The organism is Paenibacillus taichungensis, assembly GCF_050994985.1.
In the GTDB taxonomy this organism is placed as follows: domain Bacteria; phylum Bacillota; class Bacilli; order Paenibacillales; family Paenibacillaceae; genus Paenibacillus; species Paenibacillus taichungensis.
In genome coordinates, this window is record NZ_CP194720.1 from 2,780,656 (window position 1) to 2,803,052 (window position 22,397).

General features: G+C 45.2%; 15 protein-coding genes. 1 reads left to right on the forward strand and 14 read right to left on the reverse strand.

Features of this window, described 5'->3' with window-relative positions; translation table 11 throughout:
• Positions 1 to 40: 40 nt before the first annotated feature.
• The 3 genes from ACR1R9_RS12460 to ACR1R9_RS12470 all read right to left on the reverse strand — a co-directional run bounded on the left by ACR1R9_RS12460 (position 41) and on the right by ACR1R9_RS12470 (position 6,691).
• Positions 41 to 3,124: an alpha-mannosidase gene (locus ACR1R9_RS12460; RefSeq protein WP_433923558.1), complete on the reverse strand. Its 3,084-nt coding sequence runs from the start codon at positions 3,122 to 3,124 to the stop codon at positions 41 to 43.
• 46 nt (positions 3,125 to 3,170) lie between these two features.
• On the reverse strand, positions 3,171 to 5,375 hold the full coding sequence (locus tag ACR1R9_RS12465) for a hypothetical protein (protein WP_433923557.1): 2,205 nt from the start codon (positions 5,373 to 5,375) through the stop codon (positions 3,171 to 3,173).
• 167 nt (positions 5,376 to 5,542) lie between these two features.
• On the reverse strand, positions 5,543 to 6,691 hold the full coding sequence (locus tag ACR1R9_RS12470; RefSeq protein ID WP_433923556.1) for a GntR family transcriptional regulator: 1,149 nt from the start codon (positions 6,689 to 6,691) through the stop codon (positions 5,543 to 5,545).
• Positions 6,692 to 6,997: 306 nt separating this feature from the next.
• Between ACR1R9_RS12470 and ACR1R9_RS12475 the strand changes: the two genes are divergently transcribed.
• Entirely contained in the window at positions 6,998 to 9,052 is a 2,055-nt protein-coding gene (locus ACR1R9_RS12475) for a GxGYxYP domain-containing protein (protein ID WP_433948950.1), read from the forward strand.
• A gap of 216 nt (positions 9,053 to 9,268) precedes the next feature.
• Here the strand turns inward: ACR1R9_RS12475 and ACR1R9_RS12480 are convergent, their stop codons facing one another.
• The 11 genes from ACR1R9_RS12480 to ACR1R9_RS12530 form a co-directional block, all read right to left on the reverse strand.
• The gene (locus ACR1R9_RS12480) at positions 9,269 to 10,399 is read right to left on the reverse strand and encodes a glycoside hydrolase family 76 protein (RefSeq protein WP_433923554.1); all 1,131 of its coding nucleotides are present in this window, start codon (positions 10,397 to 10,399) and stop codon (positions 9,269 to 9,271) included.
• A 164-nt stretch (positions 10,400 to 10,563) separates the two neighbouring features.
• Entirely contained in the window at positions 10,564 to 11,451 is an 888-nt protein-coding gene (locus tag ACR1R9_RS12485; RefSeq protein WP_310852965.1) for a carbohydrate ABC transporter permease, read from the reverse strand.
• Between the two features lie 10 nt (positions 11,452 to 11,461).
• A complete protein-coding gene (locus ACR1R9_RS12490) occupies positions 11,462 to 12,403 on the reverse strand; it encodes an ABC transporter permease (protein ID WP_433923723.1) in 942 nt (313 codons plus the stop codon).
• Between the two features lie 112 nt (positions 12,404 to 12,515).
• The gene (locus tag ACR1R9_RS12495) at positions 12,516 to 14,153 is read right to left on the reverse strand and encodes an extracellular solute-binding protein (RefSeq protein WP_433923553.1); all 1,638 of its coding nucleotides are present in this window, start codon (positions 14,151 to 14,153) and stop codon (positions 12,516 to 12,518) included.
• Between the two features lie 218 nt (positions 14,154 to 14,371).
• On the reverse strand, positions 14,372 to 16,024 hold the full coding sequence (locus tag ACR1R9_RS12500) for a sensor histidine kinase (protein ID WP_433923552.1): 1,653 nt from the start codon (positions 16,022 to 16,024) through the stop codon (positions 14,372 to 14,374).
• Entirely contained in the window at positions 15,993 to 16,748 is a 756-nt protein-coding gene (locus tag ACR1R9_RS12505; protein ID WP_433923551.1) for a response regulator transcription factor, read from the reverse strand. Before ACR1R9_RS12505 ends, ACR1R9_RS12500 begins: the two co-directional genes overlap by 32 nt.
• Before the next feature lie 193 nt (positions 16,749 to 16,941).
• Positions 16,942 to 17,823, reverse strand: a complete 882-nt coding sequence (locus ACR1R9_RS12510) for a carbohydrate ABC transporter permease (RefSeq protein ID WP_064638483.1) — start codon at positions 17,821 to 17,823, stop codon at positions 16,942 to 16,944.
• A 15-nt stretch (positions 17,824 to 17,838) separates the two neighbouring features.
• A complete protein-coding gene (locus tag ACR1R9_RS12515; RefSeq protein WP_076288490.1) occupies positions 17,839 to 18,729 on the reverse strand; it encodes a carbohydrate ABC transporter permease in 891 nt (296 codons plus the stop codon).
• Positions 18,730 to 18,781: 52 nt separating this feature from the next.
• Positions 18,782 to 20,056, reverse strand: coding sequence for an ABC transporter substrate-binding protein (locus ACR1R9_RS12520; protein WP_433923550.1), 1,275 nt, complete (start codon positions 20,054 to 20,056; stop codon positions 18,782 to 18,784).
• Between the two features lie 85 nt (positions 20,057 to 20,141).
• A complete protein-coding gene (locus tag ACR1R9_RS12525; protein ID WP_076288488.1) occupies positions 20,142 to 21,020 on the reverse strand; it encodes an AraC family transcriptional regulator in 879 nt (292 codons plus the stop codon).
• A gap of 208 nt (positions 21,021 to 21,228) precedes the next feature.
• Positions 21,229 to 22,179: an MBL fold metallo-hydrolase gene (locus ACR1R9_RS12530; RefSeq protein ID WP_433956447.1), complete on the reverse strand. Its 951-nt coding sequence runs from the start codon at positions 22,177 to 22,179 to the stop codon at positions 21,229 to 21,231.
• Positions 22,180 to 22,397 lie beyond the last annotated feature (218 nt).

Below are 22,397 nucleotides of genomic sequence, written 5' to 3' on the forward strand. Positions count from 1 at the left end.
CAACCTCTCCTTTCTCATGATGGACGGTCAACCATCCCAGCTATAACTGTCCTAACTTCAATCGTAACGTGATGATTTCAAATGGCGTGAAGGATAAAGCCATCTCGGATGCTCCTTCAAATGAAACGGGTGAAATGATATTTTCCATAAGATCAGTCGTCCAGGCTTCTGCTATATGGAATCCAAGATGTAATGCCGAGGTGGCATGTGTTCCCGAAGTTTCATATAGACGGACGATGATGTCGTCTCCATCCTCGGCTTTTTTGACGGATTCCACCATGATGTGTGGATGATCCGGCTGAAGAAATGTTTTCGAATATGGGAGCTTACCGTTCTGCTTACCAGATCCAGATGATAAGGAAACTGTACGAAGCGGAATGTTCAGTTCATTACCTCTTCGATAGATCTCAGCCTGAACATGGTTGCCTTGATGCGGATATAACGAGTAGGTGAACGTATGCTCCGCACGATCCGCTTCCGGATCAGGATACGAGCTGCTGCGCAGCAAATTCAGACCAAGCACATTATCGATGGCTCTATGACCATATTTACAATCATTTAGCAATGCGACTCCATAATCCGGCTCCGAAAAATCAATCCACTGATGAGCACATATCTCATCCTTGGCGAAGTCCCACATGGTATTCCGATGAGTTGGTCTGGTCAAACTGCCAAATTGGATCTCACAGTGAACCTGATCTGTACGGATATTCACCGGGAATGAAGTTCGAAGCATTTTCCCGTTCTCTCTCCAATTCACGGTAGTCTCGAAATCAATCCGTCTGCTGCCTTCTGTCAGAACCACGGTCTGGATCAGAGTGGATTCTCCATAGTTATATTCGAAGACCAGCCCGACTTTTGGACCCTCACGAAGCTCGCGAATGTCGTGAAGCGTTAATGGCATACCTGTATGTGCGGAATAGTCATGACTGAAATCCCAAGCATCTCCTTCATCTTGATACACACGAAGTGCATTTCCGGGATGATCTTGCGGAATGACTTCACGCGCTTCAGCCTTGTCCCGGATGGAGATAATGGCTCCATTCCGATCAAACTTCACGATGAATGTGTCGTTCTCCACACAGCGTTCTTCAGCGGAAACGTGAGATTCCGACTCTTGTATTCCCGGAACTAACTGGGCACATGATGCGATCTCATCTATAGCGCCCTGGTCCACATGATCTGATACCACTGCGTATCCCATGGATGGAACCTGAATCTTGCGCCAGCTTCCATTCGTGTGAATCCATTCCTGACGCTCCCAAGGCAATGAATTGAATATCACCACGGAGGAGCTGGATAAGGATTCGATATTTGAAAGGATCTGGTCTGCCATATGGCTGTAGGTTTCGTTGATCATATTTTCTGTCTGATCTAAAAGTTCTTCATATCGTATGAGTGACTCATCGTACACACGCTTGATGGAAGAGCCGGGAAGGATATCATGGAACTGATACAGGAGGACTTCCTTCCATATCGTTTCCAGTGACTCGGACGGATAAGACTTGCCTAGCTGTGAAGCCACAAGTACTGAGGCGAACTCCAATTCGCGCAGTGCTTTCTCCATCTTCCGGTTATACCGCTTGCTTCGCGCCTGACTGGTCAGTGTTCCTTGATGCTTCTCCAGGTAAAGCTCACCGCGCCATGTCTGGAACCGTTCACGTTCTTCATTAAGTCGTTCGAAAAATTTCCAAGATGGTTCCTGTATAACTGGGGACAAGCCAAGCAGGTTTTTCTCCCGTGTCAGCCGCTCCAAATGCTCTTCGCCAGGCCCTCCGCCTCCGTCTCCTATACCAAAGAGCATTAGCGCATGGCTTGATACATTTTTATCCAGATACCCCTGTTCGGCTTTGATGATCGAACGCGGAGCTGCAGGACTGTTGTAAGTATCCTCTGGCGGCATATGTGTTAATACAGCTGAACCATCAATTCCCTCCCACAGAAAGGAATGATGAGGATGCCGGTTATACTCACTCCAGGAGAGCTTCTGGGTCATCATGTAATTCACACCGGATTTCTTTAATATCTGGGGCAAACTTGCCGAGTAGCCGAATACATCAGGCATCCAGAGCGATTTCATTTCCAGGCCAAATTCCTGCTGAAAATAACGCTTGCCATACAAAATCTGGCGTACGAGTGATTCACCACCAGGCACATTGGTATCCGATTCTACCCACATGGCGCCTTGCGGTTCCCATCTGCCTTCACGTACACGTTCCTTGATCTGGTCATAAAGCTTGGGATAATGCTGCTTCATCCAATCGTACAGCTGCGGTTGGCTCGCTCCGAACACATAATCGGGATAACGCTCCATCATGCGAAGCACGGTTGAGAACGTTCTAGCTCCTTTACGGATCGTTTCACGGATCGGCCATAACCAGGCCAAATCAATATGAGCATGACCCACAGCGCTTAGAGTTAAGACCGGATCGCCCCCCTGCAGGGTTAACTGTTCATTTACTCGTTTTTTCGCTTGCTCGACATTCTCTTTCGAGAAATCGATCAACTGTACTGAAATATCATAGAGCGTCTGATAGATTCTTTCCTTCCGGGCGGAACCTTCATGGAGCTGCTCTGCGGTCTCCAAGAGCACCTCGGTATCGTAATAGAGATCCCGAATATCTCCCCTGCAGAAGGCGATGAGTGCTTCTTTCAATGTTCCTCCCCGATACTTGCCGAACAGATCGTTATTGCCTGCATCTGCCCACACTTCAACTTCCTGGCCATTCACAGACGTCTCATTGAGCTGCACGACTCGTTTGCCAGGGAGACCTAATGAAAAATCAAATTCGGAGTTAATCGTCGTCAATCCTTGGATAGGTGATCCTTCATGGTCAACCAGACACAGCTCTCCATTGACATCCAGCAAGAGGACCGTCGTTTGGTTACCTGTGACTGCCGGAAGATTACCTGCAAAACGGAACCAGGCACAGTCCCATAACTCCCCCCATTGTTCTCCTTGCTTGAGTGTCACTTTCGTGCCGGTCATCCGTTCCTCGTAAGGTACGGGCTCTGGTGTAACCCAAGCCGTCACTTCCAATTCGTCAATCGGCTCATATATGGCTTCCCGAAGTTTGTTTAACATCTGTTTTAACCGTTCTGGCCTTATCGGTTCGTAGGGCATGCTAGTATACTCCTCTCTGTTACATCAATCAGGTTGTATTGTGAATTCAGGAAGTCCAGCGGACATGAACCTCTGCATTGTTCTCGTTGCCATGTTCGTACTGAAGAAGCACTGTCTTCGAATCCGGGTCCCATTCCCATACCACTGGGGCCATCTGCTCTCGAACCACATACTCGGCAGATAATGGTTTATCCTTGCAGTACAACCTTGCTGTTGCCTTCATGTTGGCAGGTCCTCTTGCAATGAATCGAAAACCTGTGTTCGACTGGGATAGACCTTCTATTCGGGAAGAAGCAGCAATGACGGATACTTCTCCAGCCGTTGGACGACCCGCTTCAATATCATAGAGCAAGGCTTGCTCTCCCGGATTTAGGGTCAACTGACTCAGCACTGAGAGCTTTGAATCAAACAAATCCACAATTGGTCCTGGAATGACTACTGCCTCTTCGCTGACCGATTCATCGAGAACCGATACGATTAGATAGGGACCTCGTCTAATTTTGAAATAAGGCTTCGATTCCCACTGTAGTTCTGGTCCGTGGACAGCTTCCATTGTTTCTTTGACAGAATGGCGCAGCCGATCAGCCCCTGCCTTGGATAAAGTGAAGTCAGTCGGATGTTCTTTCAGCCAGCAAACTACCCCTTTTCCTACCTTATTGACACCTTGCCTCTTATCTTTTAGACCTAGCTGTTCAAACAAATGTGATCGAGGGGAGTTATACGACTGATCTGACTGCCCTTGCTTGCGGTCATGATTCCACCACGCACGAATGTCGTGATACGGGTCGCTGTCATCGCCTACATAGATTAACGCTCCACCATCCTGTACCCACTGTGCAAGGGCATAATGAATGTCCGGATATTCCGGTTTGATAAATTCATAGCTCAGTATGAGTACACGATAAGTTGCCAAGTAACCCGGATACCGCCTTACATTATCCAGTTGAAGTGGACGGACAGGAATACCATGTTTCAATAACGGCAGTGTCAGACCGTAAAAAGGAGAGAAATCTAGCAGTTCTGTATCGCCATCCTCCTGGAATCCTTCAGGATCTGTTCCATCATATTTACCGGCATGAGGTGCATTAGGGTCTGGCTTCATTCGTTGAAACATCGCTGAGTCTGCAATAAAAACGCCAACTTGTAATGGCTCCTCTGCTGTTTCAATCACATCCTGATTCATGTTACCAAGGGTGTGCATGACCTGAAGCAAAGTTGTGGCATAGTCTGACGGAATTTGCTCCTTACCAGTGCCATCCTCGGATGGATAAGTGCCTTGAAAGATGCGTCGAGGCCAAGGCGCGACTTCATAATGAGCGACCCCGGGATGCAGCAGTGAGGCAACCACCGTTTTTAAATAGTTCTGGCGGTAATCAGCCCAGGTGTAATTCGGGTTATCTTCGATCGGATCATGCAGGAACCACATTCGTCTGTCGGTCCCACGAACCAGTTCCTGCATGACGCCGTATTCGAGGTAAGCGGTTTCAAACGTACGTTCCTTACGCAACCCTTCATACACATTAGGGGTTCGAGATGTCCCGGTCCAGATCTGTGCAATATACCCATCGATGGAGGGCAGCTCTAAGAGTTGAGATTGTGGACTGACAATACGCCACTGTGTGTAATTAATCAGACTATGGGTCGGAACATAAAAGCGAAGAACACGATCATAACGTTTTAACGCGTAGTCCTTCATCTCGGCACATAATCGGTCCAGGACACGTGTATATAAATATGCCTTTAATTTGGAAGCTCGAAATTGTGCATCAGGTGAAGCGTGTGGCGGAATCCAAGGCTCTTTGTAATACAACTGCCATTCCCGTTTAAAAGCTTCCGAATAGCCTCCATTTACCCAGAATTCAGGTTCCTCCAGATGGATGGCTTCCACACCGGCGTCAACGGCAATACGTATTCGATCCGCTATGTAATGACCAAAGGAAATGGTAGGCACCATGTATGGAATAACTGGTTCGCTCCCATGAAGAATCATGTTGCCTTCCCGGTCCATTTGAGCTTCATCCCAATGTATTGCCCCATCGACCTCGCCATCCAGATAGCTGTTATAGGTCCCCCAAGCAACTCCAGTCATCAAATGAACCACATATCCTTTTTCTTTCCACTTCAGAATGCGTTCCTGCATCGACTCATCAATCCCGTAAACCATCACAAAGTCAGTCTGCAGATCATAATCCGGATGGTAAGCAGCAGATTCTTGAAATCCGGTACGCTCTTCCTTTCGATCTCGTGCCATTTTCTTAACCTCCCCAAGCTCGTATTTGATTTGGGTTGCAATGTATGACTATCCATCATTTTCTAGACTATAATATATGATATGAATATATTCAATATGTTTTTTATGCAAACATAAAAAAACCTTCTCCGCTTCTCTCCGGAAAAGGTTTTCTTTTCTTGTGAAAATTAAGCTTGAGGAACCGTTCCGGTGGTTTGACGTACGACCAGTTTGGGTTCAATCAGCATTTTGCTATAACTTTTCGCTTCCCCATGACCACGTAATACTTCAAGTAATTTAGCAGCTGCCCGATACCCCATATCCCGCTCAAATTGCTTAACATGGGTAAATATACTGAATTCCTCCACGATTGAGGTGGGATCATCGAAGCTTACAATCGATACATCTTCAGGCACTCGAAGCCCGGCTTGTTTGGCCATTTGATAGATTTGCACACCTAACCTGCCGTTAAGCGAAACATAGGCTGTGACCATCCGGTTTTGGATATATCGATACAAAGGGTGGGCCTCCGCTTCCTTAAGTTCAGTTAGCGGTTGGAAATCCGTGATCATATGAGCGGGATTGATTAACGCGCCTTTGCCTTTTAAAGCCTCAATATAACCTTCAATCCGCTCCTGCACCGTAACTGTCTGAAGGGGAGAATCCGAGCAAATAGCGATATCCCGGTGCCCCAGCTCCCATAGATGCTCCACAGCTAGCCTTGTGCCCCGTCTGCCATCTGCCGCAATATAATGTGTCTCGACCCCTGGCAAATAACGGTCCATCAGTACAAAAGGAAAACCCGAGAGCTTCATGCCGAGGATCTCCTCATTGTAGTTCTCTTCATCCACAGGAAAGATTAATAGACCTTCTGCCCCAAGCGCCTTCATTTCCTTGATGACATCCTTCTCTTTATCCACCTTGCCATGCGTAAACATGATCATGCTGCGATATCCTTCGTCACGCAAGGCTTGCTCAATTCCCTCAACGAGCCGGATGGCAAAATAATCATGGATGGAGGGCACAATGATGCCAATCATTCCTGTAGACAGTGTCCCCTCTCTACCTTTCATTGTGTTCGCTTGCGTTGAGGTCATAGAAGCACTATCCGCTTCTTCAGCTACAAAACTGCCTTTCCCCGGCACACGGGCAATTAACTTTTCATTTGCTAATCCGGTCAAGGCATTGGCAACTGTAATTTTACTGACCTGAAACTGATCCATCAGTTCCTTCTCTGTCGGTATGCGATCACCGGGTTTCATATTTTCTTGAGTTATGACATGTCTGATATAGTCCTGGATTTGTTGATACAGTGGAATTCGATCATTTGTACTCATTTTGATCACATCACCAATTCATTCATAATATTTGAGATATATAATATATCCTTTCACCTGCAAGTGCAATAAACAAGCTGAGCTTATCTGCAGTTAAAAAGAACATCTCCTTGATATCATCGCATTTAAAATGCCTGATTTCCAGGAATAATGGGAAGTTTTGTCGAACCCCTTGTAAAATTATATATGAATATATTTAATATGTGTTGGATAGAGATGTGTGGATTGGCTTTTGACCAAAAAAGGAGGGTGGGTATTACGAAGGCACAGCTCTAATTCTTGACTATAACAAGGAGTGAATTCGCCATGGCTCGTAGATTCACGATGCTCTGTTTAGCTCTCATATGCGCTTTTTCATTAACCGCCGGCGCTGCTTCAGCTTCGAAAACGGATGTGCAGACTGCCAAACCTGATGGGTCCAAACACCGTGAACTGCCAAGTTTCAAAAAGCCTAAACATTTGGATGCAGCCGACATCTATGATGCGCCAGGTGACATCAAATTGTTGCTGGGAACATTACAGGGAATCGTTAACAGAGAACAACCCCGAATCTATCTGATTGAGTCCCAGGAAGAAGGAAAATTGACCTGGCTTAAGGACATCAAGGTGCCTTACACGCTTCATCAGGATTACTGGGAAGTGTTCTCTGCTTATCGCAACGAAGTCAAAGGCATGGTTGTATATGATCCCCAAGTACCTGATACAATCAACGTAGCAACCACGCTCGCAGGATTGAAAAATGCTGTGGTTGCCAGTCCCGAGTTAGCAGTCAAATTGTCCAAAGCCCCTTACAAATTGAAGATTGTGGATGACCTGCGGGGTAAATTCAATAGTAGGATAGATGCCTATACCTGGCAATATGAGAATCTGTGGAAGAAAACGAACCACCAAATGTTAATTGGACTTGATCCGGATACAGCGATTCGCATCCCTTCCGGGATGCCTGAATCCTTTGTTACGATAACGGAGGAAAAACAACAGATTCGAGATGCAAGCAACCGTAATACGTATTCCCTGGATCTTTCTACACTCTTGGGAAAATCTTCAGTATATCTCCGATTTGATGACGCCTTTACTCAAGATGGCTGGGGACCGGCTGTACATGAGGTTACGGTCAAGGCGGATGGAAAAGAGATCGCTAACTTCATTGCAGGAACACCGGAAGAAGAACAATTCCTGTATGATAGACAAAATTCCAAGGTTGCTGAAGGAGAAGGCGGCCACCGTTTCGCCGATAATGGCAATTATTTTGTGTATGAATTCAGTCCTCCTGTAGGTACTCAGAACCTGACGGCTGAAGTGGACATGTGGAATCAGTATAAAGTATCCGCGGGTAATATCCGCCCTCTCTCCGCTGAGCAACGGGAGCCTTATGCATATTTAAGGGATTATGCAGTCGCTAATAAAGCGATGGTATTCTGGTTGGATTCCAATATACCTGAGCAAAAAGCACTCTTCGAGAAGATCATGTCTGATGTAAAACCCGGAACTCCCTACCTTGGCTGGTTTAGCAATGATGTCGAAGGTGAGTTCAGCTCCGTTGAGATCGCATCTCGATATGGCGTCTATGTTCTTGCAGCCGATTGGTTCAGCAACCTGACTGTTTTCTCGGGGACAAAACCGAATCTCACCCCGGTGAAAAAATCTCCGCGACCTGCGCTGGAGAACAAAATCTATGTAACGTATACCTTTACGGAGGGTGATAATTTTCAGTATAACCAGCATCGCATGCGTGTGATGTGGGATGATCCGGCCAGAGGTAAGGTTCCGATTAACTGGACTTCTAGCCCGCTTCTCTACGAAGGTGCACCAGCAATATTGAATTATTATGTGAACACTGCGACCCCGAATGACCTGCTGATCGCAGGACCGTCCGGTGCAGGATACTTCTATCCAGAGGCATGGCCCGACTCAAGCTTCCGGCTATTTTTGCAGCAAACCGAAAAATATATGAAAAAGACCGGTATGACCATTCCTTATGTGTTGAACCGTGTAGACAGCGAGAATGTACCTCTCACGCCTTTTAAAGCCAAGGCTTATGCACAGGATTATCATGCGCCCGGCTTATTCATCAGCTATGAAGACAACTATGGTGTGGAAATCGTTAACGATAGCCTACCCGTATCCACAATTCGTGGAATAAGTACGGTGCAAGACGGATTACAAGTGCTGAATGAAGCGAAAGCGAATTGGGATGGTAAGTCTCCATTGTTCGTTTCCCTTGGATTGCTTGCATGGAGCACGACTCCATCCGATGCACTGGCGATCACCGAAGAACTCGGAACAGAATTCAAAGTTGTCCGTGCTGATGACTATTTCTCCTTAATCCGTGAAAGCTACCACTTACCCCCTAGCAAGTAATAACCATACTTACAATGAATCTCCTGACACATAAAAGCATCGTACCCTGAGTAATCGGGTACGATGCTTTTTTCGAATGAAACCTCACCGCTGATCTACCGTTTAACAGTGACACCGGAACATAACAGCACCGCATGATCTTTCTTTTGGAAAAAATCATGCAGGCGCTGACCTCTAATCATTACTATCCTATTAACCTATCATCCACTCAAATGCCTACTTCTTCACTGGTTTATCCGCTTTACCTGCTTCCAGCTTAGCCGCTCCTTCCAGCAGAAATACGCCGCTTAGCTGAGCGGTAAGGTCGAGTGGGTTCTGGGCTGCTTTCCCCCAAGCTTGACCGAATAATCCATTGTCCCGGCTACCTTTCAGTAAGGCATCGGCATTGCGATAAACCGCCTTTTTAAGGCTCTTGTTATGCCCGACTTCATACAACTCAACCATGTAGCGAATCAGTATGCCTTTGAACAACGCACCGTCCCCGTCGCCGTCCTCTTTAAATATGCCCGTCTTCTCATCCGTTAAGCTCTTCAGAGAACCTGCTGCCGTTTTCTCGGCATCTTTCAAATACGTCTTCTTCCCTGTTATCCGGTAGAGTTCAACACCCGCTCCGATAAACGTGCCTTGATTGTACGTGAATATCCATGCTTCATTCACATCCAGTGTGCCATCCTCCTTCAGCACCAAACCATCCGCTACCAGGCCCGTTTGCGGGTTTACCAGATATTGTTTCTCCCAATCATATATTTTTTTGGCCCATTCCAGATCCCGCTCATCCCCAAAACGTTCATACAGCCTTGCAGCCAAGATGGCGGCAGGCCCACTGGAGCACGCATTTCGGTTATATCGCTGATCCTTTTTCCAAGCCATACCGCCAAGCTCATCTTCCCACCAGGCGGTCTTGATATCATCCCACAAATCCAATACGTATCCCTTCATCTCTTCGCTGCCTGTTGCATCATACAGACGAAGTCCAGCAAGAGCAAGCCATTCCATATCATCGTAAAATTCATTGTGAAGTGAACCGTTGCGAGCAATGATACTACGAACGAGTTCTTCCGCACGTTCAGTGTACGCTTTGTCTCCTGTACGTTCATATCCGTCCACCAATGCATCAACCGCATGAGCCTTCCACCAGTAATTCAAGGCCTGTTCACCTTCTGGTGTTGATGGATAAGCATTATTCATCATTTTTGATGCATCATTCCAGTAGTATTCATGCAGCTTCTCTTGCGCCCACTGCGCCTGATCGGCATAGCGATTCTTGCCACCACTTGTTGCCCCCATGGTGGTAACCAGTATAATGCTGAGTACCAGCGTGAGGCTCACCATTTTCCTTTTGTTCATCAGATCCCTTCCCTTCTCCAGTCGACGTTTAACTAACAGTTCACTCGTAAAGCTGTGTCAATCCCTTGCTCCAGCTCAGTACATGCCTGTACCTGACGACGTTGCGTGCCTTCACCCCCTTCCACATTTCTCAGACAGACGGCTAATGATGCTGATAATCAGAACTATTCTTTTACGGCTCCGAGTACGATTCCGTGGATTAGATAACGTTGCAGAAAAGGATAAATCAGCAGAATGGGAATCATGGATACCAGAATTTTGGCAGAATTCAACGTTGTATTGGAGATTTTATTGAACTGCTGCAACTGTTCGACTGAAAGATTCTGCATCTGATCTCGTGTGAGGCTGAGCTGCTGCAGATAGGTCTGGAGCGGGATTTTGGAGCTGTCGTTAATCAGAATGATCCCGTCAAAGAAATTGTTCCAGTGCCCGACAATGACAAACAGCATGATGGTTGCCAGACTCGGCATGGAAATGGGGATGAAGATTTTGAGCAAAATTTTAAGCGGACTGGCACCGTCAATGAATGCGGCCTCTTCCAGTTCCTTTGGAATTCCCTTGAAGAAGTTCATGAGGAGAATTACATTAAAGACAGGAACTGCCCCCGGCAAAACTAGCGCCCAAATGCTGTTGATCAACCCCAACTTGCTGATGACCATATACCAGGGTACGATTCCGCCGCTGAACAGCATTGTAAACACAATAATCCACATATATGTGTTTCTCGATCTGAATTGTGTGACGCTTCGTGACAACGGATAGGCCATGAGAATGGTCAAAAACATATTGATTGCTCCTCCAAGCACCACCCGCTCGACCGAGATAACAAAGGCCTTCCAAAACTTCGTATCATTCAGAATCTGGCCATACGATGAGAAATTCAGCTCCACTGGAAAAAAATAGACACGACCTGCATTAACAGCCGTACTACTGCTGACAGACACCATAATGGTATTGACAATCGGCGCCAAGGACATGAACGTAATCAGAATTAACGCAAACATAATCAACAGGCGGGATAGCCTGGAGCCGAGCGATTTGGATTGAATCATGCTAACCCTCCTAGAAAATTCTGTACCCCGCATACCTCGAAGCCAGTCTGTAGGAAATCACAATCAGAACAAAGCTGATCACCGATTTCATCAGTCCAATCGCTGTTGCAAATGAATATTGCATGTTGATCAGACCCATACGGTACACAAAAGTATCAATAATATCGCCCGTTTCATATACCAGCGGATTATACAGGTTAAACACCTGATCAAAACCCGCATTCAGTACATTACCAAGACTCAGCGTACCCAGCAGGATAATCGTCGGGAACATACCCGGCAGCGTGATATTCAGCGTCTGTTTCCAGCGACTTGCGCCGTCCATTGCGGCAGATTCGTACAATGCAGGATTAATTGCCGTTAATGCAGCCAGATAGACTATCGTCCCGTAGCCAAATTCCTTCCACGTGTCCGTCACAATGAGCAGCGGCCTGAACCAGTCATTGCTCGCCAAGAACATAATTCGCTCCAAGCCTAGAAACTCAAGGAAGTTGTTCACCATGCCATCAAAGGAAAAGATCATGGTCAGCATCGTGCCCAGAACCACCCAGGACATAAAATGCGGCAAATAGACGATGGTTTGAATCGTACTCTTGAATACTTTCAGACGCACCTCATTTAACAGGAGAGCGAATACGATAGGTACAATCAACCCTAGAGCAATCTTTCCAACTGCAATGACCAATGTATTAATGAAAATCTGCTTCGCGTCCGGGAGTTGAAACATATACGTGAAATTGGATAGACCTGCCCATTTGGACCCGAATATTCCTTTGGCAGGAATGAACTTTTGGAATGCCATCACAACCCCGAACATCGGTACAATTGAGAAAATGAACAGCATGATCATGCCAGGCAGCAGCATAATATGATAGGTCATTTCATCAAAAGTTTTACGTTTCTTTTTCCTCCAGTAACGCACTTCCCGCTCTTGACTAACGGTTGTTTCCATTTGAGCCATTGTCCTTTCCACCTCCATCATGTGCCTAATTGGACAGGATTTATCGGCGAAAGCCCGTGCGAAAGTCCACAATCAGGCTTCCGCACCTAAGCTCACGCAATCGTCATCTTTTGCTCATCTCGTTAACTTCTCCTGTAATCTCATCGCCACCCGTACGTTTCCAAGTGTCGACAAACTTATCGAATTCATCTACAGGCGCTTCCCCCATAATGATCTTGAGCATGGTTTCCTCTTCTAGCTTCTGCAGATTCGCCCACTTCAGTTTCATCGTCTCAGTTGTTCCATAAAAGCCTGCGGGGATCACTTCCAGGTTCGGATTGTTCGCCTCACGCTGCCCTTCGATCCGGGAGAGGTATTCACCGTAGGTATTTGCATCAATCGCATTTCCTTTCTCTTTGAATTCCTGATAGGCCTTGAAAGAAACGACTCGGTCTTCCTGAACAGCAGAAGCATCACCTGCCTCATCTGCTTTGATCAGATCATCGTAATAACGCTTGAGTACATCATCATAATCGACTTGCATCGGAATCTGGGTAGGATCATTGTTCCAGCGGCTTGCATCGGTCAGCAACTCGTCGGGATGCTCTTTCTTGTAATTGATTGCGTCTTCCGTTAAGGAGTACAGAAAATCCGTTGTTAAATTAACTGATTTCATGATCGCTTCAGGATGCGCAAAGTCCTTCTTCACAACGACGATGCCGCCCCCCACCGGATCTTGCCGGATCGTCTTGAACTTGCCATTCTCATCTACTGGTGCGGATACGGCAACCCAGACTGCTTCAGGATCTTGCTTAATTGAATCCTTGTAGTTGGTGTAGCCAATCCACCATGGATTAAATACCATTCCTGCCTGTCCGTTGATAACTAGGGCTTCCTTCTCTTCGTTCGACCGGACAGCAAACTGTTTATCAATCAAACCTTCTTTATACATGGCGCTCAACTCTGTCAGCGCTTGCTTCACTTCAGGTTGAACAGATCCATATTCAACCTGACCGTCTTTCTGAATCCAGTTCATCGGAAAGGCACCGTGTGCAGCAAAGATCGGCGTAAAGTTCATCGCATTGGAATCAATGACCATGCCTACCGTCTTGCCTGTTCCCGAAACGTCCTTCTCCACAAACGTTCTCGCGAGATTCCATACATCCTCAACGGATTCTGGGAGCTTCGCGCCTACTTTATCCACCCAGTCCTTCCGGACCCACAGCAATTGGTGCTGGTTTCCGATATTCGTCATAGGTAGACCCATGATTTTTCCGTCCACCTTTACCTGATTCAGTAGCAAATCTCCGTAGGAACCATAAATATTTTTAACACCCTCGGATGCTGTCTTCTCGTAAACCTCTGTCATGTCGGCAATGAGATCGTTATCCACCAGTTGATTAAATATTTCGCGGCTGACAAGCATTACATCCGGGAGGTCACCTGTCGTCATCGAGAGTGATAGCTTCTGATCCATATCATCTGTTTCCCAAGCTACCTTGGCCTTGACGTTCACCCGGTCTTCTACATAGCGTGTAGCCAGATTGTTTTCAATAGTATCGCCGGCAGGCAGATTGTTCACATGATTGGTATTTCGGCCAATCGTAAATTCCACGGGTGTCTCATATTTACCATAAGGTTCATAGTCCTGTTGTGAAATTTGCGGTTGTGCACTCTCGTTATTGCCCCCTGTACAGCCACTGATTACAGCCATCATCATGCTTCCAATCAGCAGCGTAGCCATCTTAGTACGCTTCTTCATCCTGTCATCCCCTTTATCTGATTTGCTTTTGATAACCAAATTGTATGCGTTTTCAAAATTGGCGTATATGCCACATTTTTCGGATATGTAACACTTTTTTTATGACCTCCAATTTACTTTATTTCTCTGTGTTTAAATTTTATAAACAGTAACAAATAAGCGGTCGCAACAGCAACCGCTTCAGTACTAGCGCTATGTTTTAATATAATTACACGCAATCATGTGGCAGGAAGGACGATTGACACTTCCGTTCCGCTGCCCCGTTCACTATGAATAACAAGCCCGTAATCCACACCATAATACAGCTTGATTCGGTCATTAACATTTCGGACACCACACCCGCCGTTCTCTCCTGTTAACAAACCTGCTGTCTGTATAGGCGTCATGCCAACACCGTTATCACGAACGGTTAATTTAATCCCCTCTTCCACCCGGCCAACCACTATGTGAATTTGACAATCGGACGCAGCTGCCTCCACAAAACCATGCTTGATGGCATTTTCTACAATCGGCTGCAAAATAAAATGAATCACCTCTGTATGTAGTACATCGTCATCGATATGATAATCCACATCAAATCGGCCATCGTTCATGATGAGCTGCAAATCCAAATATGCCTTAATATGCTGCACCTCAGCCGCAATGGTGGCCATATTCTTCCCCTGGTTAAGTGTTGTCCTATAGAAACGGGCTAATGCAGATACCATATAACTCGTTTCTATATCCGCCCTTTTCTCGGCCCTCCAGCGTATAAATGAAAGTGTATTATACAGGAAGTGAGGGTTGATCTGACTAATCAACTTGTTATATTCACTTTCCCTCTTGGCAATTTCGGCGTGATACACCTGGGAGATCAGGCTGTTGATCCTTGTCAGCATTTTACCGATACCGTTAGTCAGCTCACCAAATTCATCTCTGGATGAACTTCGAATAATCACATCCAGATTGTTCCGTTCAACCTTGTCCACCTTGTTCTTGATATGGATAATTCTTTGCGTAAAGTTATTAGAAATAACATAAATGAGCAAGAAGGTAATAATCAGGCTGAGGATGATGACAAACAGCGTAATTTGAAAAATACTCATTGCATTGGCGTACGCATTGGTATTCAGCAGATTATAGTGAATGGTCCAGCCGTTGTTGGCGAGTGAGCGGCTAAGACTCAGATCGCCAGACTCCTCAACTTTCGAACCTGCGGCCGCAGCAACATGCTCATGGTTTTCCTGAAAGATCACATCCTGCTTCGCATCCTCAATATAAACGGCTACATGTTCCGACAGATTGTCCAGGTCTGCAAAGATGCTATCATGCTGAATGGAGATCACCATAAAATTGCTGTCTTTCGGATTGCTGATCAATTCCTGAACGAGATAAAGCTTCTCCCCATCCACAATCCAGCGCCTGCCTCGAAATCCGTCATACCAGGACTTGCTCTTGAGATCCCCAATTGGCAAAATATTATTGCGGATTCCCAATAACTCCCCGGACGTATAAAAGGTAATATCTTCAATATCATCATCCATCAGCCGGATGTTCGAGATCAACGGCTCCAGGATATCCCGGAAATCCAGGTACATATTATAATAATTTTCTTCGTAGTCTTTCGTAAATATTTGCGATAAATCCCGATTCAGCACCATGAACTCACTTAACGTGTTGTACCGATTAATCTTATAATCCATAATGTTAGACACCTGTTCCAGACTCGCTTCTGCTTCGCTCCGCAACTCCTTCATTTGAATTCGGTAAGATTGAATGAAGGAGAGCAACCCCAGCAGAAGAATCGGAATGAGTGCGATTACCAAATGCGACAGCAGCAGCTTGTTTCGGAACTTGATATCATTGAATTTGCTCTTGATCCATCCGATCATGAAGCACCCCGCACTCTCTGAACTGTAACGGACTGACACCGAATCTGTTTCTGAACAGCTTGGCAAAATAAGAATGATTGTCTATGCCAACGGCCCCTGCAATATCATTGATTTTCATATTCGAATGAGCCAGCAGATGGCTTGCACGCCGCAAACGGTAATCGGTCAAATATTTCGAGAAGTTTTCCCCGGTCTCTTTTTTAAACAAAATGCTCAAATACCCTGGAGATAGATAAACATCGTGGGCTGCCTCGGACAATGAAATATCTCTCTGATGGTTATCCTTCACATAATCCTTCACCTGTTGAATGACCTTCGATTCCACTGATTCCGGTTCGGGACCTCCGCCATAAGCACGGATCTGCGTAATATCTTCCATCACCTGTAAGAACTCTTCCCTGACCAGTGGCTTGAGCAAATAATTAACTACACCCAGCCGAATCGCACTGCGGGCATATTCAAATTCATCATAACCGCTGCAGATGACAATCTTTATGTTCTGCTGCGTTTTCCTGGCTTGTTTGCTAAGCTCCAGTCCGTCCATAAGCGGCATTTTGACGTCGGTGATAAGGATATCAATCGCGTTCTGAACCAGAATTCGCTCTGCGCTCATCCCGTTCTCAGCTTCCAATACTTGAAAGGGAAAGCCGTAGTGAGAGATCAAATCCTTAATGCCTTCTCTTTGAACGCTCTCATCGTCAACAACAAGAACATTAAACATCATGACATCTCCTTTGCAAGTGAAAGTGAAGAAAACGATAAGTGGAATATCTTTTTTCCATGGTATGCCAGTCATATCGTAGTATATCATAGATTTTTGGAAAGGCTTTCAAAATGGTATTCCGCCACTTTTGCAATAGGCATAACTTGTAAACAACAAAAAAGCCGCCAAGAAGGCGACTAGTTCCGTACACATGTTATCCTTTAACCGCACCCAAGGCAACACTGCCTATAATTTGTCTGGAGAATATCGCAAAAACAATGATAATAGGCAAGATCGAGATCGCAACACCCAAATATAACAGTCCGTAATCCATTCCATAATATCCTTGTACCAATGCAACGAGTACCGGAAGCGGATATTTATCCAGCGAGAAAAACAGGACCAGCGGCGTGAGAAAATTATTCCACGAACCGATAAAGGTGAATATGCCAAGCGCCGATATGGCTGGGCCCAGAATGGGCAAGACAATCTGATTGAACGTGCGAAACTCCCCTGCACCATCTACACGTGCAGATTCAATAATCTCGTCTGGAATGCTGCTCTCCATAAATTGTTTGATAAAAAATACATTAAATGCATTCGCCGCTGCCGGCAAAATGATCGCTGCATAGCTGTCCAGCAAACCTAACGTACTGAACAGACGATACATCCCGATCAGTGCAAGCTGCCCAGGCACCATCATGGTTGCAAGCAAGAACAGGAATAGCCAGTTGCGTCCTTTGAATTTGAACTTGGCGAAGCCATATGCCGTTAGGGAACCAATATACAAGGATAACACCGTAGACGTTCCGGCAATGAAAAAGCTGTTGGCAAACCCGCGCCAGATATTGATTTTGGAAGCCATGTTCGTATAATTATCCAGCAAGAAGGGGCCGGGCAGAAACGTAAATGTCGATGCAATCGTCGCATTATTATGCGTGGAATAGATGAGCATGAGATAAAATGGAATGATACAGAGCACGGCTAGGCTAATCAAACACAGATAAATAATGACTTTGCCCAGTGTCAGACGCCTCACAGTATCGTATTGCTGTAGAGTAACTTTTTGTTGTTCGACTGGTTTGACGGTTGGCATTTCATTTCCCCCTCCCTATGCACGGCTCTTGCGCTTCGTCATCATGAAGGATACGACCGATAGCAGGATAATGATGATGAACAGACAGAATGCAATGGCCGCTCCATAACCAAAACGTGTACTTTGGAATGCCACATTATACAGATACATAATACTCGTCATGGCTGCACGATCCGGACCACCCGTTCCATTCGTCAATGTAAACGGCTGATCGAAAATCTGAATGCCCCCAATAATGGATGTGATCATCTGAAACAGAATGATTGGACGCAGCATTGGAACGATGATATGAATGAAAATATGTTTCTTTTTCGCCCCATCCATTTGAGCAGCTTCCTGCAGTGACGGATCAATACCCTGAAGGCCTGCCAGATAGATGACCATGGAGTAACCAAAGTATTGAAAGAACAGAATGGATGAAACGATCAGTCGCATAAACCAAGGATCATTTTTCCAGTTAATCGGATCATCGATGAGTCCAACTTGAACCAGAAAATGATTCAAACCGCCGGATTGCCAATCAAAGATCAGACTCACAAGTAGACCCAATGATGCTGCCGTAACGATATTGGGAAAGAAATAAACCGCTCTGAAAATATCTCTTCCCTTAAGCAACTTGTCGTTGAGAATAAAGGCGAGTACAAGCGAAACGGTTAGTTGTGGGACTACAGAGACACCCCAGATAAAAAGGGTATTAAATAACGTCTTGTAGAACAAAGGATCTTGCAGAACCGCAATATAGTTACCCATTCCGACGAAGTCCGGCGTAGTAATTCCATCAAAGTTGGTGAAGCTGATATAGAGAGAATACAGAATAGGGTATAGTCCAAAAATGGCGAAAAGAATGAAAAACGGAGCAATGAAATAGTATCCGTAATGGTCTTTGCGGATTGACTTGGCAAACATGTTTTGTACCCCCAGTCATCGGATGATTAAAAGGCATTTGCTTACTTCTAAGCTAATCCACTTCCAGCTCCGGAAATCTCAATTTGACATCACGATTGATTCGTTTTACGGCTTCTTCTTTGGTCTGAATGTCGTTATTGAGATACAACTGGAGTACATTTTTGAAGATATCATTGTTAATGATTGAGTCATATTTGGTTCGCTCATATACAGGAACCTGCTTCGCTGCTTCCGAGAAAAACTCAAAATGCTTCTGCCCGCCCAAATACGCTGAAGATACGGAGCCTGCAAGCTGATCATTCACGACCATATTGCTTGTAAAATAGTCCTGTTCCGTCGCAAGCCCAGACAGAAAATCATGATCAAAGTTGTAAAACTCAATAAACTTCCAGGCTAGATCCTTTTTTTCACTTTTGCTATACATCGCAATATAAGTTCCTCCCGCACTAAAAGCGGATGGCCCCGGTGCGAGACCCCACAATCCTTCGGTATCCGGAGCGTTCGCCTTAAAGGTGTATTGCAAGGCCCAGGTTGCTCCCGGATAGAACATCACCTGACCTTTTTGCATTGAAGCCGCATATCCGGCGCTACCATCATCCAACTCTGCAAGCACATGCCGCTGACGTGCTTCACGAACAAGGTCAAGCACCTTCATATAGGTGGGATCGATGACTAACTTCCCATCCTTAACCCATGGGATACCATCATATGAATTAGATATTGCATTCCAGTTGGCAAGGGCATGAACTTTATTTCCACTTTTCTGCTCTACCCTCTCTCCAATCTCGAATATCTTCTCCCATGTATCAATTTGCGGCGCTACCTTCTCCGGATCGTCCGTTCCTAGATATTCTTTGGCCAGATCTCTCCGATAATAAATGCCTCCGGGCGTTCCCTGATAACCGATCGCTCTAACATTTCCTTCGCTATCCTTCTCATTAGCTTGCACAAAAGCATATTGCTCTGTAATTAGTTCATTGGCGTTATACGGTGCCTCCGATAAATTCTCCAGGTACGGCACATCAATCAGCTCTCTTATATTTGCATTCTCGATCATAAACACATCCGGAGCCTTGGACGTTGTCTGTAGTGCAGACTTAAGCTTGGTGATGTAGAAATTGCCCGGAATATTGACAAAATTCACTTTAATGTCCGGATATTTCTCCTCGAATTTCTCAATCGCATAACCTGCTTCATCCGTAAAACTCCAGACGGTGATCTCCGCCTGCTTGGACTGGTTGGCTCCACTTGGTTGGCAGCCAGACACCATTATCACTGCGCTTACGAGTGCAATCATGGAGATATATTTAAGCTTAAACTTCTTCATGGGCCCCCTCCTTCAAAAAGGAAACGCTTACAATTTATTAGAGTATATGGATTTTGGAGAAGGCTTTCTCTTCAAATATTGTGAATTATCCTTCATATGTTGTGATATTTGTACGGTGCTTCTTACGAAATTCAGAAGGAGTGCAGTCATTATATTTTTTAAAAAGACGGTTATATGAGTTCACATTGTTGAAACCATGACCAATGGCAATATCCAGAATGGATTCTTCACGAAACAATAATGCCCATTCCGATTTGATGATTCGAAAATGGTTCAGGTATTCCATCAAAGTGATTCCTTTGATCTCTTTAAACAGTTTACATACGTGAAACTTGCTGAATTTAATGTGCTCCGCGACCTGATCGAGTTTAATGGGTTCTGCATAGTGCTCTTCCAGGTATTCACAGACCGATTCAAGAAATTCAAATTTTTTGGAAGAAGAACATGGCCATCCTGAAGTTAATTTATCTGTAATCGGTGCATTTGTGCGCAGCATATGAACAATAAGGTCATATAATCTGGCAACCATTAACCAGCGATACCCTGCTTGTTGATCCTTCTCTTCATTCGCTAAAGCATCTATATACTTCCCCAGATTTTTTTCGTTACTGATGTTTGACGGAATGACCACCGTTTTATTGAAAAGCTCTCGTAGATTCTGTGCTTCGTTATCCGTTATGAAACTTCCCGTCAGCAACTCCAATCGAAACTGGATAATGGTAAGATGATTGGTTCCCGGCAAGAAACAGTGAACATCTCCTGGTTTGATAAGCAACACATCTCCTTGTTTCAGCTCATACACATGGTTGTTCACGCCTATTCTTCCGTTCATTCCATCCACCACTACCATTTCCACCTCTTCATGCCAGTGGGCGGCAAAATTAAACTGATTCTCGGTATGAATCACCCGGATTGGAAGACCCTCTGTCATATGACCTGTTTCAAGAAAAGTAGGTACACCCATTGAATCACCCTTTCCACATTTTCCAGTTCAATCATGATCTAGTTATCATTATTATGCATCAAGTATAGCTGTCCCTTCTAATCGAGCTTAAAAAAAACGGTCGGACAAACAAAAAAGCTTCTCAACATTTGTTAAGAAGCCCCTATTATGAGTCTATCAACTTTACGAATTCTCCAAGATAAATAGAAATGTTGAACGAGCATGACATTCAATCGTTTGGCTGCCTTTGATCGGTTTTACTTTTACCACTTTTCTCGATCCATTCATAGATGCTTTGCACATTGGACTTGAAATACGTAGTAAAGAACCAGTCCTGATAGGCTGATGGTACAGTGATTTCGTCCAAGTTTTCGTTTCTTTGAGCAGCGTCGGTCACGATTTCCAATAGATCCGTTATGTAGGCTTTGACTTCATGCAATGCATTAAATGAGCACACTTCTCCATGCCCCGGTACGATGATTTCTATATCCAGCTGTTCGACTTTGTTCAAAATATCCAGCCATTGCTGAGGATTGGCATACATGAGAACCGGATGATGTTTAGATAACACCAGATCCCCCATTATGGCAATTCTGTCTTTCGGAATAAAGACCAGGGCATCGCTCTGGGTATGACCTCCGCCAAAAGTAATAAGTTCAACACTGCGCTTACTGCCGTGAATAGTCATGTGCTGATCAAAAGTTAAGTTCGGTAATGAATATACTAGATCGGGGAGCATCTTCATATATTCACGATCACTGGCATTATCCCATTGCATTTCCTGCCTTAACTTTTCGTTTGTCTCTCGTTGTATTTTTTCATCAAGTTCGTCTATAGCATCATATATCGCTTCTGGTTTTGCCAACTGCTGCGTTATTCTGTTCCTAACAAAAGTATCCATAATTTCGCGAGTAATCGATGTGGAAATAATCTGAGCTGCAGGGACAAATACTTGATTGCCACATGTGTGGTCACTATGCCAATGTGTGTTGATTACATAAGAAGCCTTTCTTCCCGTGAGGTACTCAGCCGCTATCTGCAAATCCTCTGCTGCCTGCACCGTCGTGAATGTGTCCACAACTAGCGTTGCATTGCCTAAATCAACGATTGTGGCATTGCCCAATGAACCTGTACCGGGAACTGCAATCGCAGCAAATACACCCTCAGCAACCTCATTCAATCGGAAATGCCTTGAACCTGTGAATGCCTCTATTCCACGTATCATCGAATACCTCTCCCTTCCTGAATCAAACGTCATTATATACTAAAACGATCGATTAACCCAGTTTGAATCCAACAGCGGTGTTCTCGACCCTGCGGGTATAGCCATAGGCTATAGCTAGATATAACTTAATGGAATTACATTATAACTCCGGATATGTGATAACTTTTTGGTAA